This is a genomic window from Niallia sp. Sow4_A1 (assembly GCF_052116745.1).
In the GTDB taxonomy this organism is placed as follows: Bacteria; Bacillota; Bacilli; order Bacillales; family Cytobacillaceae; genus Niallia; species Niallia hominis.
The window spans coordinates 68,906-82,895 of the sequence record NZ_JBQKKM010000009.1 but is presented as its reverse complement, the minus strand read 5'-3'; the positions used below and the strand labels follow the sequence as shown (position 1 = coordinate 82,895).

The 13,990-nt window shown below is 35.7% G+C and carries 14 protein-coding genes; all 14 read left to right on the top strand.

What is annotated here, in order from left to right; all coding sequences use genetic code 11:
* The first annotated feature begins 288 nt into the window (after positions 1–288).
* The 14 genes from xerC (at position 289) to ACTQ5K_RS07200 (ending at position 13,981) form a co-directional block, all read left to right on the top strand.
* The gene (gene xerC / locus ACTQ5K_RS07265; protein WP_031534468.1) at positions 289–1,191 is read left to right on the top strand and encodes a tyrosine recombinase XerC; all 903 of its coding nucleotides are present in this window, start codon (positions 289–291) and stop codon (positions 1,189–1,191) included.
* Positions 1,192–1,224: 33 nt separating this feature from the next.
* A complete protein-coding gene (hslV, locus tag ACTQ5K_RS07260; protein ID WP_284561348.1) occupies positions 1,225–1,767 on the top strand; it encodes an ATP-dependent protease subunit HslV in 543 nt (180 codons plus the stop codon).
* Between the two features lie 15 nt (positions 1,768–1,782).
* A complete protein-coding gene (gene hslU / locus ACTQ5K_RS07255; RefSeq protein WP_031534471.1) occupies positions 1,783–3,192 on the top strand; it encodes an HslU--HslV peptidase ATPase subunit in 1,410 nt (469 codons plus the stop codon).
* Between the two features lie 95 nt (positions 3,193–3,287).
* Positions 3,288–4,070 (top strand): GTP-sensing pleiotropic transcriptional regulator CodY, encoded by a 783-nt coding sequence (gene codY, locus ACTQ5K_RS07250; protein ID WP_031534473.1) that lies wholly within the window; start codon positions 3,288–3,290, stop codon positions 4,068–4,070.
* 475 nt (positions 4,071–4,545) lie between these two features.
* Positions 4,546–4,926, top strand: a complete 381-nt coding sequence (gene flgB / locus ACTQ5K_RS07245; RefSeq protein WP_441993807.1) for a flagellar basal body rod protein FlgB — start codon at positions 4,546–4,548, stop codon at positions 4,924–4,926.
* Between the two features lie 2 nt (positions 4,927–4,928).
* The gene (gene flgC, locus ACTQ5K_RS07240) at positions 4,929–5,381 is read left to right on the top strand and encodes a flagellar basal body rod protein FlgC (RefSeq protein WP_031534477.1); all 453 of its coding nucleotides are present in this window, start codon (positions 4,929–4,931) and stop codon (positions 5,379–5,381) included.
* A 20-nt stretch (positions 5,382–5,401) separates the two neighbouring features.
* Positions 5,402–5,710 carry a flagellar hook-basal body complex protein FliE gene (gene fliE / locus ACTQ5K_RS07235; RefSeq protein ID WP_031534479.1) on the top strand — a complete coding sequence of 103 codons (309 nt, stop codon included), beginning with the start codon at positions 5,402–5,404 and terminating at the stop codon, positions 5,708–5,710.
* Between the two features lie 184 nt (positions 5,711–5,894).
* On the top strand, positions 5,895–7,481 hold the full coding sequence (fliF, locus tag ACTQ5K_RS07230; RefSeq protein WP_441993806.1) for a flagellar basal-body MS-ring/collar protein FliF: 1,587 nt from the start codon (positions 5,895–5,897) through the stop codon (positions 7,479–7,481).
* Between the two features lie 13 nt (positions 7,482–7,494).
* On the top strand, positions 7,495–8,511 hold the full coding sequence (gene fliG, locus ACTQ5K_RS07225; protein WP_031534483.1) for a flagellar motor switch protein FliG: 1,017 nt from the start codon (positions 7,495–7,497) through the stop codon (positions 8,509–8,511).
* Complete coding sequence (gene fliH, locus ACTQ5K_RS07220; protein ID WP_031534484.1) at positions 8,504–9,268, top strand: flagellar assembly protein FliH; 765 nt, start codon at positions 8,504–8,506, stop codon at positions 9,266–9,268. The genes fliG and fliH overlap by 8 nt, the downstream gene beginning before the upstream one ends.
* Positions 9,265–10,581 carry a flagellar protein export ATPase FliI gene (gene fliI / locus ACTQ5K_RS07215; RefSeq protein ID WP_031534485.1) on the top strand — a complete coding sequence of 439 codons (1,317 nt, stop codon included), beginning with the start codon at positions 9,265–9,267 and terminating at the stop codon, positions 10,579–10,581. Before fliH ends, fliI begins: the two co-directional genes overlap by 4 nt.
* Before the next feature lie 3 nt (positions 10,582–10,584).
* Entirely contained in the window at positions 10,585–11,037 is a 453-nt protein-coding gene (gene fliJ, locus ACTQ5K_RS07210) for a flagellar export protein FliJ (RefSeq protein ID WP_031534486.1), read from the top strand.
* Complete coding sequence (locus ACTQ5K_RS07205; protein ID WP_031534488.1) at positions 11,038–11,634, top strand: MotE family protein; 597 nt, start codon at positions 11,038–11,040, stop codon at positions 11,632–11,634.
* Between the two features lie 34 nt (positions 11,635–11,668).
* Positions 11,669–13,981 carry a flagellar hook-length control protein FliK gene (locus ACTQ5K_RS07200; protein WP_441993805.1) on the top strand — a complete coding sequence of 771 codons (2,313 nt, stop codon included), beginning with the start codon at positions 11,669–11,671 and terminating at the stop codon, positions 13,979–13,981.
* Positions 13,982–13,990: the final 9 nt, after the last annotated feature.

Here is a 13,990-nt window from a genome sequence, read left to right as displayed (position 1 = left end):
GAAACTTTTCATTCTTTCATTCGTATAGTAAAATGCTATGAGTAATGACTTCATAAAAGTTGCGATTGTCTTTCGTGTTTTCCATGATTATTTAAATGTCTTGCTTTTAAATAGAAGGATGGTTCCTATATTTTAAGATTAGCTTTACAAATCGAAGGGAAAAGGAAGAAATAAACATGAAATGAAAGGATTGTCACAAACAATTCGGAACTTTGTGAAAAATGTGTAAATTTATTGCTTGTAGATAAAAAGTATGATAATATGATGAAGCCATTGTGAGGTGAGGGTATGAAACAGGAATTAAACAATCATGTTCAGGCATTTATTACCTATTTACAGATTGAAAAAAATTACTCACCATATACAATAGAATTTTATATGCAAGATATTGACCAATTTTTTCGCTTTATGAAAGATCAAGTAATAGACAAGTTAGATGACGTAAATCCTTCTGATGTAAGAATATACTTAACAGAGCTTTTTTCACAGCAATTAGCAAGAAAGACGATTGCGCGGAAAATATCTAGTTTGAGAAGTTTTTATCGATTTTTGCTAAGGGAGAAGGAAGTAGGCAATAATCCGTTTTCTGCCGTATCGATTCCTAAGCTGGAAAAGAGATTACCTGATTTTTTCTATGAGGAAGAATTGCAGCAACTCTTTTTATCATGTGATACAAACACACCCCTTGGGCTAAGAAATAAAGCATTGCTTGAATTATTGTATGCGACAGGCATTCGTGTTGGAGAATGTACAAAAATTCAATTAAGCGATATTGATTTTAGTGTTTCTACCGTATTGGTTAGGGGAAAAGGACAAAAGGAGCGCTATGTTCCATTTGGTAGCTTTGCTCATCAAGCTCTTGAAGCGTACATAAAAACTGGTAGGAATAAACTGATGAAAGATAATTCATCTCATTCTTATTTGTTTGTTAATTATCGCGGAGGAATTTTAACAGATAACGGAGTTCGTGATATCTTAAATAAAATGATGGATACTTCATCCTCACAGGGAAAAATTCATCCCCATAAATTGAGACATTCATTTGCAACTCATTTGTTGGCAAATGGTGCAGATATGAGAACGGTTCAAGAATTATTAGGTCATGCATTTTTAACATCAACTCAAATATATACTCATGTAACAAATGAGTATTTAAAAAAGACATATATGTCTTATCATCCTAGGGCATAGTCATTTGGATAAGGAGGAAGTAACATGTCTGAAATGCCACAATTTCATGCAACAACTATTTTTGCGGTAAAACATAAAGGGAAGTCAGCAATGTCCGGTGATGGTCAGGTTACACTAGGGAATGCTGTTGTGATGAAACACACTGCCCGGAAGGTAAGAAAGCTTTTTAACGGGAAAGTAATTGCAGGATTTGCGGGATCAGTTGCGGATGCCTTTACCCTTTTCGAACTATTTGAAGGGAAATTAGATGAGTTTAATGGGAACTTACAGCGTGCATCGGTGGAGCTTGCGAAGCTATGGCGCAGTGATAAAGTTCTTAGAAAACTGGAAGCGATGCTGATCGTTATGAATGAAACAGACCTATTATTAGTATCTGGAACAGGCGAAGTAATTGAACCAGATGATGGTATACTTGCAATTGGTTCTGGCGGAAACTATGCACTTGCTGCAGGTAGAGCGCTCAAAACTTATTCTGGAGATAATCTTTCTGCATACGACATTGCGAAGGCTGCTCTAGAGATTGCTGGTGAAATTTGTGTGTATACAAATAATAATATCATCGTGGAAGAATTATAGGGGAGGATTTTTAATATGCAAAAAAGTGCTAGTTTAACACCTCGTCAAATAGTAGAGCGCCTTGATCAATATATTGTTGGACAAAAGGATGCCAAAAAGGCGGTTGCTGTTGCTTTAAGAAACCGTTTTCGCAGAAGCTTGCTGGATGAAAAGCTTAGAGATGAAATCAATCCAAAAAATATTTTAATGATGGGGCCAACTGGTGTCGGCAAAACAGAAATAGCAAGAAGGATTGCTAAGATTGTTAACGCGCCATTTGTTAAAGTAGAAGCAACTAAGTTTACGGAAGTAGGTTATGTCGGACGTGATGTAGAATCAATGGTTCGTGATCTTGTTGAAACATCTGTACGCTTAGTGAAAGAAGAAAAGATGTTTCAAGTTAGAGAGAGAGCAGAAGTTGCTGCAAATAATCGACTTGTTGAATTATTGGTTCCTTCTGCTGCAAAGAAAACCTCGAACTACAAGAATCCTTTGGAAATGCTTTTTGGCGGTGGAGCTACAGATACAGACGAAGAAGAGTCAACTGTGGAAGAAACTAGTAAGTCAGAAAAAAGAAAAATAGTAAAAGAAAAGCTTGCCTTAGGCGAACTAGAAGACGAAGTAGTAACGGTAGAAGTAGAAGAACAACAGCCTTCTATGTTTGATATGCTTCAAGGTTCTGGCATAGAGCAAATGGGAATGAATATGCAGGATGCCTTAAGTAGTTTTATGCCGAAGAAAAAGAAAAAGCGCAAATTAACGGTTAGAGAAGCAAGAAGCGTTTTAACAAACGAAGAAGCGCAAAAACTAATCGATATGGACGAGGTTACACAGGATGCTCTCGTTCGTGCAGAACAAATGGGTATAATCTTTATCGATGAAATCGATAAGATTGCTAGCAAGTCAAATGGCAGTTCTTCAGCGGATGTTTCAAGAGAAGGTGTGCAGCGAGACATTTTACCTGTAGTGGAAGGATCGACAGTCGTAACAAAATACGGTTCGGTTAAAACGGATCATGTCTTATTTATTGCTGCAGGTGCTTTCCATATGTCTAAGCCATCTGATTTAATCCCAGAATTACAAGGAAGATTTCCGATTCGTGTTGAGCTTACGAAACTAACAGTAGATGATTTCTATCGTATACTTGTGGAGCCAGACAATGCATTGATTAAGCAATATCAAGCATTATTGCAAACAGAAGGTATAGAAATTGAATTTTCTGACGAAGCTATTCGTAAGATAGCTGAAGTAGCTTATGAAGTAAATCAAAATACAGATAATATCGGTGCGCGTAGACTTCATACAATTCTAGAAAAACTATTAGAAGACTTGTCTTTCGAAGCACCAGAAATAACAATGGAAAAAATAACGATTACTCCGAAGTATGTGGAGGAGAAGTTAGGAGCCATCTCAAGAAATAAAGATTTAAGTCAATTTATACTATAATTTTGTAGAACTAAAATATACTCCTGAAAAGGTAACGGTATAAGTAGACATAGATTATTTCAAGTGTTGGTTTGAGTTAACAGGAGGAATATGAAATGGATTTATTAACGAAAACAAGAAAAATAAACGCAATGCTGCAAAGAGCTGCAGGTAAGCCAGTAAACTTTAAGGAAATGTCTGAAACGTTAAGTGACGTTATCGAAGCAAATATTTTCGTTGTGAGCAGAAGAGGGAAATTACTAGGGTTTGCAGTTAATCAGCAAATTGAAAATGATCGCATGAAAAAGATGCTTGAAGATCGCCAATTCCCAGAGGAATATACAAATAGCTTGTTTAACATTCAAACAACTTCAAGTAATTTAGAAATCGAAAGTGAGTATACTGCTTTCCCAGTTGAGAATAAAGAATTATTTGCGAAAGGTCTTACTACCATTGTACCTATTATCGGTGGTGGCGAAAGACTTGGAACATTAATTCTTGCAAGATTACAAGAACAATTCCATGATGATGATTTAATTCTTGCAGAATATGGTGCTACAGTAGTTGGAATGGAAATTCTTCGTGAAAAAGCAGAAGAAATCGAAGAAGAAGCAAGAAGCAAAGCTGTTGTTCAAATGGCGATCAGCTCTTTATCTTATAGTGAATTAGAAGCAATCGAGCATATTTTTGAAGAGTTAAATGGTAACGAAGGTTTATTAGTAGCTTCTAAAATTGCAGACCGTGTTGGTATTACAAGATCTGTGATTGTAAATGCATTGCGTAAATTAGAAAGTGCTGGCGTTATTGAGTCGCGTTCTTTAGGAATGAAAGGTACTTATATTAAAGTGCTAAATGACAAGTTCTTATTAGAGCTTGAGAAATTAAAAACAAATAAATAAAAAGTATCTATTGAATATTCATTAATAAAACAGATGACGATAAAAAACCTTTTCAAATCATTGGAAAGGTTTTTTTGCGTTATATGAGCAGGAAGAAAGATTAACATGTTGGTTCGATTATACTATTAGCTATCGTTCGACAAAAACTGCGGATTTTCCAATTATTTTTCATTTACATTACAGAGTAATAACATGTATATTTGTGTACATAGCCAATTAATCATATCGATTAGTAACTAATAACCATGAAAATAGTAACGGTAAAGGTTCGAAAAACACCAACTCATACCTGTTTTTAGGAATAATTATGTCAATTATGAACTAAAATAGGTAAAAAGCATCATTAAAATTATCCTCTTTTCCATAGACATATTATTGCAAATTCATTAAAATTAAATCTATCATGTAAAAAAAACGTCACAAAAAAACAAAATTCAACAATTTTCTCAAAATTCGTTTCTCGAGGTGTAAAAAATTGAATCTTTTTTCTAATACAATAACAACCTTAGAAAATGCAATAAATTATTCTAATCAAAAACAAAAGGTTATAGCACAAAATATAGCAAATGTAGATACACCAAACTATAAAGCGAAGACAGTGACTTTTAAAGATTCGTTATCTAGTGCTATGAATGCAAATGTCACAAATAGTAAGCATATGTCTTTTTCCGCTAGCAATGCTTCAACAACAGTCGTTTCCAAAAGTGGAGTTACTTATAATAACAGCGGTAATAGTGTAGATATGGATAAAGAAATGACAGACCTTGCGACAAACCAAATATATTACAATGCGTTAATTGATCGAATTAGTGGGAAATTTAGTTCGCTTGAAAATGTAATTAGAGGAGGGAAGTAAACATGACTATTTTTAATAGTATAAACACTACTGCCTCTGCTTTAACTGCTCAACGGTTAAGAATGGATGTTATATCTTCCAATATGGCAAATGTAGATACAACAAGAGGTAAATTAGTAGATGGAGAGTGGGAGCCATACAAACGAAAACAAGTTGTTTTTCAAGAGCAAGAAGGTTCGTTTGCTTCCCATTTGAATGCTGCAAGAGGAACAAGCTCAGATACAGGTTCAGGAGTTAAGGTATCTAAAATTGTAGAAGACGAAACACCATTTGAGATGGTTTATGATCCGGAAAATCCAGATGCAGATGAAAATGGGTATGTAAGTATGCCGAATGTAGATCCTTTGCGGGAAATGGTTGATTTAATGAGTGCCTCTAGGTCATATGAAGCCAATGTTACTGTTTTAAATGCTTCTAAGAGTATGTTAATGAAAACATTAGAAATTGGTAAATAAAAACGAATAGGAGTAATGAAATGGAACCTTTAAATTTTTCTGCAGTATCTTCTGCATTTCCATTAACGAATACAGCAACTACTAATAAAACATCTGTTGCAAATACACAAAAAAACTTTGCGTCCTTTTTAAAAGAATCCATTAACAGTGTGAACCAGGCACAAAATGAATCAGATGCGCTAACAAATAAGCTAGCAAGAGGAGAAAACGTCGATTTATCTCAAGTAATGATCGCATCTCAAAAGGCTAGCATCACGATGCAAGCTACAATGGAAATACGTAATAAAGCAGTAGAAGCTTATCAGGAAATAATGCGAATGTCAGTGTAATAGTAAGAATGTTTTCAATAAACGAAGTTGGAGGATAAGAGGTAACTCCCTTCCTCTCCGTAAAAAGCAAGTGTCCATGCGATTAATGGGCTTCGTTGAAAAAGAAACACTCATGAGAAAACTGATGACATAAAAAGATGGGCGGTTATTACCTAAACAAAATTACGGTAGCCGGGGGAAGAGAATGAAAGAGAATCTAAATAAAATATTTAATCCTTTAAAAGAGTATTGGCAAAGTCGTTCGAAAAAGCAAAAGACTGTGATAACAAGTAGCGGACTTTTGCTTCTTCTAGTTGTTATATTTTCAGTTTATTTTTTTACGAGAGTAACACTAGTGCCACTTTACAGTAATTTAACACCTTCAGAAACAGGAGCAATCAAAGAGAGTCTTGATAGTAGAGGTATAACTTCTGAAATTTCTAATGGGGGTACGGTTATTAGTGTTCCAGAAGAAGTAGTAGATACATTGAAAGTTGAACTTGCAGCAGAAGGAATACCGCAGTCAGGTAGCATAGACTACTCCTTTTTTAGCGAAAACGCAAGCTTTGGAATGACAGATAATGAATTTAATGTATTAAAATTAGATGCCCTGCAGACAGAAATCGCAAACCTAATAAAAGGTGTGGATGGGATTAATGACGCGAATGTTGTTATCACTTTACCAGAAGAAAGTGTATTCGTTTCTGATCAAGGAGGAGAAGCTACAGCCTCTATCGTGTTAAATACAAAATCAGGCTATAACTTCTCAGAAAATCAAATAAAAGGGTTATATACACTCGTGTCCAAAAGTGTACCAAACCTTCCTACAGATAATATCGTCATTACTAACCAGAACTTTGAGTATTTTGACTTAAATTCTTCAAATAATTCTGCGACAGATACTTTTACTGCGCAAAATAATGTAAAAAAACAAATTGAACGTGATATTCAAAGACAAGTACAAACCATGCTAGGAACGTTAATGGGTCAAGATAAGGTCGTTGTATCTGTTACTGCTGATATTGACTTTACCCAAGAAAACAGAGAAGAAAACCTAGTAACGCCTGTTGATGAAGAAAATATGGCAGGAATTGAAATAAGCGCCCAAAATATTACGGAAACATATACAGGGGAAAATGCTGCTAATGGGGGGGTTGTCCAGGCAGAAGACGAGACAGATACAACAACTTATAATACAGAAACAGGATCCGGTAATGGAGACTATGAAAAAGTCGAACAAACCGTAAATAGTGAAGTAAATCGTATAAAAAAACAAATTGTTGAAAGTCCATATAAAATTCGTGATTTAGGTATACAAGTCATGGTAGAACCACCTGATGCTAATGATACTACTTCCTTACCACAGGAAAGCATTGATGATATTTCCAATATTTTAGGAACAATCGTTCGTACATCTATTGATAAAACGTCAACTGGTGGAGAACTGACGGATGAAGATATCCAAAGCAAGATTGCTGTGTCCGTTCAGCCGTTCAATGGAAAAACACAAGCAACAGAGGTAGTACAAACATCAATTCCTTGGTGGATTTATGCTGTTGGAGGAGCATTGCTTGCGATTATTATTCTATTAATCTTCTTATTTATAAATGCAAGAAAGAAAAAGAAACAAGAAGATGTGGAAGAAATTATTCAACCAGTTACTCCTGTTAAGGATATCAATGAAGAACAAGAAAATGAGGGGTCAATCAGAAGAAAGCAGCTTGAAAAAATGGCAAAAGAAAAACCAGAGGAATTTGCAAAATTACTACGTACATGGATAACAGAAGATTAAGGAGTGTTGTTAAATGGCAAGAAAAGAATCAAATGAATTATCCGGCAAGCAAAAGGCAGCCATTCTCCTTATATCATTAGGTCCTGATGTTGCAGCTTCGGTTTATAAACATTTAAGTGAGGATGAAATTGAACGATTATCACTTGAGATATCAGGAGTTAGAAAAGTGGAGAATACTTCTAAAGAAACGGTGTTAGAAGAATTTCATAATATTGCACTTGCTCAAGATTATATTTCTCAAGGCGGTATTGGATATGCAAAAACGGTGTTGGAGAAGGCTCTTGGAGAAGAACAAGCGTCTATCATCTTAAACAGATTAACTTCTTCTCTCCAAGTAAGACCTTTTGATTTTGCGAGAAAAGCCGATCCGAGCCAAATATTAAATTTTATTCAAAATGAACATCCACAGACAATTGCTCTTATCTTATCGTATTTGGATCCAACGCAAGCAGGGCAAATTCTATCTGAACTGCCACAGGAAGTACAAGCAGATATTGCCAGAAGAATTGCGGTAATGGATAGTACTTCACCAGAAATAATTAATGAAGTGGAACAAGTTTTAGAAAGAAAGCTATCTAGCACTGTTACACAAGACTATACACAAACGGGTGGCATTGAAGCTGTCGTTGAAGTGCTAAATGGAGTAGACAGAGCAACAGAACGGACGATTTTAGACGCGCTTGAAATTCAAGATCCAGAATTAGCAGAAGAAATTAAGAAGAGAATGTTTGTCTTTGAGGATATTGTTACATTGGATAACAGAGCAATCCAAAGAATTATTCGTGATTGTGAAAATGAAGATCTTATGCTTGCTCTTAAAGTTTCTGGAGATGAAGTGAAAGAGATTGTCTATAGCAATATGTCGACAAGAATGGCTGAATCCTTTAAAGAAGAAATGGAATTTATGGGGCCAGTTCGCTTAAAGGATGTAGAAGAAGCACAATCAAGAATTGTTGCAGTTATTAGACGACTTGAGGATGCTGGAGAAATTGTAGTTGCCCGCGGCGGAGGAGATGATATCATTGTCTAGGTTAATTAAGTCAAGATATTCCAATCCTGATGCTAAGAAAGAGAAACTAATTTCAATTAAGTATATAGATACCTTCGATTCTGACTTTGAACAATCAAGGGAAGTAACACAAACGGAATATAACAACATAATAGCTACTGCACAGAAAGAAGCAGAAGAAATAAAGAGACTCGCCTTAGCTGAAGCTGAACAAATAAGTCTTCAGCTTTCAGAAGAAAGGCAAAATTGGGAATTAGAAAAAGCACAATTAATAGAAAACGCGAAGCAAGACGGCTATCAGGCAGGATTTGAGACAGGTAAAAACGCTGGATACAAGGAAGCATATAGTTATATCCAACAAGCGAAGGATACTGTAATAGCATCCAAGACAGATTATGAAAAGTATCTACAATCTGCTGAAAGCACTATTTTAGAGCTAGCTATTGAAGTGGCAGGGAAAATAATGAACAACAAGATAAAGGAAGACGAGCAACATTTCATTCCTCTTGTCCAGCATGCCTTAAAAGAAGTAAGAAAACAAAGAGAAATACAATTACATGTTAACCCTATCCATTACGAAATGGTAGTAGCAGAAAAAGAGGAGCTGCTCCAATTATTTCCGATAAAGCCTAGTCTATTTATTTTTCCGGATGAATCAATGGAGGAAAATGGCTGTATCATTGAAACAGCAACTGGTCGTTTGGATGCTAGTGTAGATACACAATTACTCATGATTAAAGAAACACTACTTGAAATATTGGAGAGTGAGGAAGGATGAAAGCACAGGCTTTATTAAGCACCATTTCGTCCATTGACTCTTATAAGCAATATGGTCGTGTGAAAAAAGTAGTCGGATTAATGATAGAGTCACAAGGTCCAGAAAGCTCGATTGGGGATGTTTGCAATATTCATATTGGCACAAAGCATAAACGGATCATTAAAGCAGAAGTGGTCGGATTTAATGATGAAAATATTATTTTGATGCCATACACAACAGTTAATGATATTTCACCAGGGTGCCTAGTTGAAGCTTCTTCTGAGCCATTAGAAATAAAGGTTGGACCAGGATTAATCGGAATGGCTGTTGATGCATTAGGAGTGCCTTTAGATGGTTCGTTGCTGCCAAAAGGGTTAAAGTCTGTTCCAATTGATCAGGAGCCCCCTAACCCAATGACAAGACCACCTATATCTCAATCGATGGAAGTGGGTGTTCGATTAATTGATGGGCTACTAACGGTCGGAACTGGCCAAAGACTTGGGATTTTTGCAGGTAGTGGTGTCGGAAAAAGTACGTTATTAGGAATGATTGCACGAAATACAAAAGCAGATTTGAATGTTATTGCTTTAATTGGAGAACGTGGAAGAGAAGTACGTGAATTTATTGAACGTGATTTAGGACCAGAAGGTTTAAAAAGGTCGATTGTTGTCGTTGCGACATCTGATCAGCCAGCACTAATGAGAATTAAGGGTGCTTATACAGCTACAGCCATTGCAGAGTATTTTCGAGATAAGGGGTTAAACGTCATGCTGATGATGGATTCTGTTACACGGGTAGCAATGGCACAACGGGAAGTCGGTCTAGCTATTGGAGAACCACCAACTACGAAAGGGTATACCCCTTCTGTATTTGCGATACTGCCTAAGCTTTTAGAACGAACAGGGACAAATGAATATGGTAGTATAACAGCCTTTTATACCGTATTAGTTGATGGGGATGATATGAATGAACCAATCGCAGATACGGTGCGTGGAATCTTGGATGGGCATTATGTCTTAGATCGGGCGCTTGCGAATAAAGGACAATATCCAGCCGTCAATGTCCTGAAGAGTGTTAGTCGGGTAATGAATCATATAGTGCCCAAAGAACATGTGAAAGCTGCAGAGCGATTGCGGGAGCTTCTTAGTACCTATATGAATTCCGAAGATTTAATCAATATAGGTGCTTATAAGAAAGGTTCTTCTAAAGAAATCGATACGGCAATTCGATTGTATCCAAGTATTCTATCTTATATAAAGCAGGCTACAGATGAGAAGGTTTCAATTGAGGAAAGCCTCCATTCCTTATTAACTTTAATTGGAACTGAGGGATAAAAGATGAGTTATCAATTTAAATTTGAAAAAATCTTAACTATTCGAGAAAGAGAAAAAGAAGAAGCTAGCTCGGCTTATAATCAATCAGTAACTAGATTTGAAGAGGCTGCTGAAAAACTGTATGAGCTATTAAAAAGAAAAGAAGAGCTAGAAGCATATCAAGCTGACAAAATGGCGACAGGTTTATCTGTTCAAGAAATTAGACATCACCAGCAATTTGTGGGCAATTTAACAAAAACTATCGAACATGCACAAAAAATGGTGCAAAATGCACGAAATTCGATGGTTTATTTTCAAGAAAAAATGCTAGAAAAAAATATCGAAGTCAAAAAATTTGTGAAGATAAAAGAAAAAGATCATTCCAATTATTTAGCGTTAGAAAAAGCAGAAGAGGCAAAACAAATGGACGATATTTCGCTTCAACAATATATGCAACATGAAAAGGTGGGTGGTTAAATGGAAAACTCATGGGAAGAAAAAAAGAAGCCATTTAATTTTTTCCAGCGTTTTCTTATGGTTGCTATCATTCCAAGCCTGTTTGCAGTCATTGTCCTTGTGTTATTGCTCATGTATTCGGGAGCAGATATTGCAGAAAAGGGAAAAGAGTTACTAAATACGATTCCTTTTCTAAATGAAGAAAAAAAGTCGACGGATAAATTGCTAGAAAATAATAAAAATACGATTGTCTCCTTACAAACAAAGCTGGAAGAACGGGAAGAGCAAATAAAATCGTTAGAGTCCCAGTTAGAAAACAGTGAAAATAGAATTCAATCTGTCAATTCGGAAAAAGAAAAATTACAGAGTGAGCTAACTTCTCTTCAGTCTGCTCAAGAAGAAACAAAAAAGGCAGTTGCTGAAATTGTGAAGACATATGATACAATGTCGCCTAAAAATGCTGCGGCCATCTTGTCAGAAATGAGTGAAAGCGAAGCATTGAAAATTTTGGCAGAGCTTAAACCAGCAAAACTTGCGTCGATATTAGAGAAAATGGAACCATCCATTGCTTCAAAATATACGGAGCTTTTAGCCGCTAATACAACGGTAAATCCTTAAGTAAAAGGTTTTCGACTTGAAAGGGGGTGAAAAATTGCAGCTAGGAATGATTAATTCATTGAGAAAAATGGAATTAGCAAGTGGTAGTCAAGGAATACCAAGCGAAAAAATAGATGGACAGTTTATGTTAATGTTAAATGCCCTAAAAACAAGACCTCCACAAAATGAGTCCAGTCAAAAGGACGGACAAGCAAAAGAGGGCATAAATCAGCTATTAGACATACTATCTAGTTCAGCGGATGTAAGCCTTATGTCAAATAGGGAAGATAAATTGGAGGCAGAAGCAGTAAGCTTTTCGACAGAAGATGATCAGCTTTCATTAAATCTGAAACATTTAGTTACCACTTATCATTCTTTTTCGGATAGGGAAGAAACGCTTGATTTAGATGTATCGAATCTGGATTCCATTTTAACAAATACATTTGCTAATCTAGAAAGCAAAATCACTCAGGTTTTAAAGAACGAAACGAATACGAAGATTGCCCCAGATATGTTTAATCAAACAGAATTACCGGTTTTACTTTCGGATTTAAAACAGTTTGAGCATACAGCGAATAATCTGCCTGATATTTCGGTTAATGAAAAAATTTCGGAAACGGTACAAGATTTACAGGGGTTAATCGTTTCTATAACCAAATTCATCGAATCAAATGAATCAACGAAAAAAAATGTGGAAAAGGATACTAATCTTAAAGCAGGATATTCATTTACCAATGAAAATAATTTTATCGTTGGATATAATAAGCTGTCTTCCACAAAAATCACCGTGCAAAAAGCAGATAAAGAGCAAGCAATAGAAGTGAAACAAGAAGATACGGATGCTATTTTGAGTGAAGCTGATCCAAGTAGTTTTATGTTTTCAAATCCTGAGAAGCTTGAAGTGGAGATAGAAGCTCCAACATCAGAAATATTACAATCATCTGTGAAGAAACTTGAACATAAGTCTGAGACAAATGTTTCTGAGAATTCAATTGGGAAAAATGAAGATATTAGGAATTTTAGCCCTACTGAACAGCCAAGTGGTCGTATGAATAAACAAATGGTTGATCAAGCGAATATTAACCCTCGAGTGAAGAATACAGATACAAATCATGCGCATGAAGGAAATCATCTAGTTCAAATGAATGGAAAACAAGATTATGCAGAAGGATATCAAGAGGGATTAATCCTACCAACTGATCAAAATAATCAAAATAGCGTATCCAAAGTAAATAATGCAGTAGAATCTCTAGTTAAGGAAACAACGATAGCAGCTGAGAGCACTGGTGAAATGATTTCGAAAGCTCCAACTCCTAATACAGTGATAGATAGGACGAAAGATAATCCTTTGTGGATCGCAATTAATCCAAATAATGGATTAGAAAATCAAAAAGAAAACAGCCAATCTATAAAAAATAGTTTGCTTGATTCCAATTCAGAAGAAACAGCAACATCCTTTAACGAAGCAGAATTAATGGCTAGTAAGGAAAATGGGGAAAACGTAAAAAGATTTTCGACTATGGATTCAAAGCTGTTAGCAATACAAAATCGTGTATTGTTAGAAACTAGAAATGTGGTTGGAAAAGAAGCAAATACAACGAAGCAAAAGATCGATACTTTGCAATCAACCCAATCGAATCTTTTTCAAGGAGATAATCGCCTTACAGAAGCAACAACGGAGCTTAAATCGATTATTTCTTCTATTCTATCCAAGCTAGATAAACAACCAGAAGGAAAGAGTGCAACAGTTGTTCAAAAAGTCATGAATCCGATAATGGTAAGCTCCTTACGAAAAACAGGAGACATAATCTTACCATATGTAGGAATGAAGGAAGCAGTTGAAGTAAGTCAGGAAGATGCAAACACGAATGTGCTTCCATCTATGCAAAATTCCTATATAAAACAACATCCGTTTGTATTGTTAACAGACACAGGGAAAATGGCACAGCCAAAAGATGTCGAGGAACAGTTTACTAAACTATTAGCAAATAGTACGTTTACAAAAGTCGGCGATATGCAAAAGCTCTCCATTCGTCTTGCGCCAGATCATTTAGGATCAATTCGAATCGAAATTACGCAAAATGAGGGCAATATGATAGCTAGAATTATTACCACAAATGCTGAGGCAAAAGAAGCTTTAGATAAACAGCTTACTAGCTTAAAGCATGGATTTACTGCACAAAATTTGCAAGTGGATAAACTGGACATCGTTGTCTCTACTCCACCACAGGAGAAACTGCAAAAAGAGCAACAGCAGCAACAAGAACAGCAACAATCTCAATCACAAAGAGAGAAGAAAGATGCTGATGAAGAGGAGAAAAATCGAAAATCTTCTTTTTTTGATGAACTATTAAATATGGAAATATAGAGGAGCAAG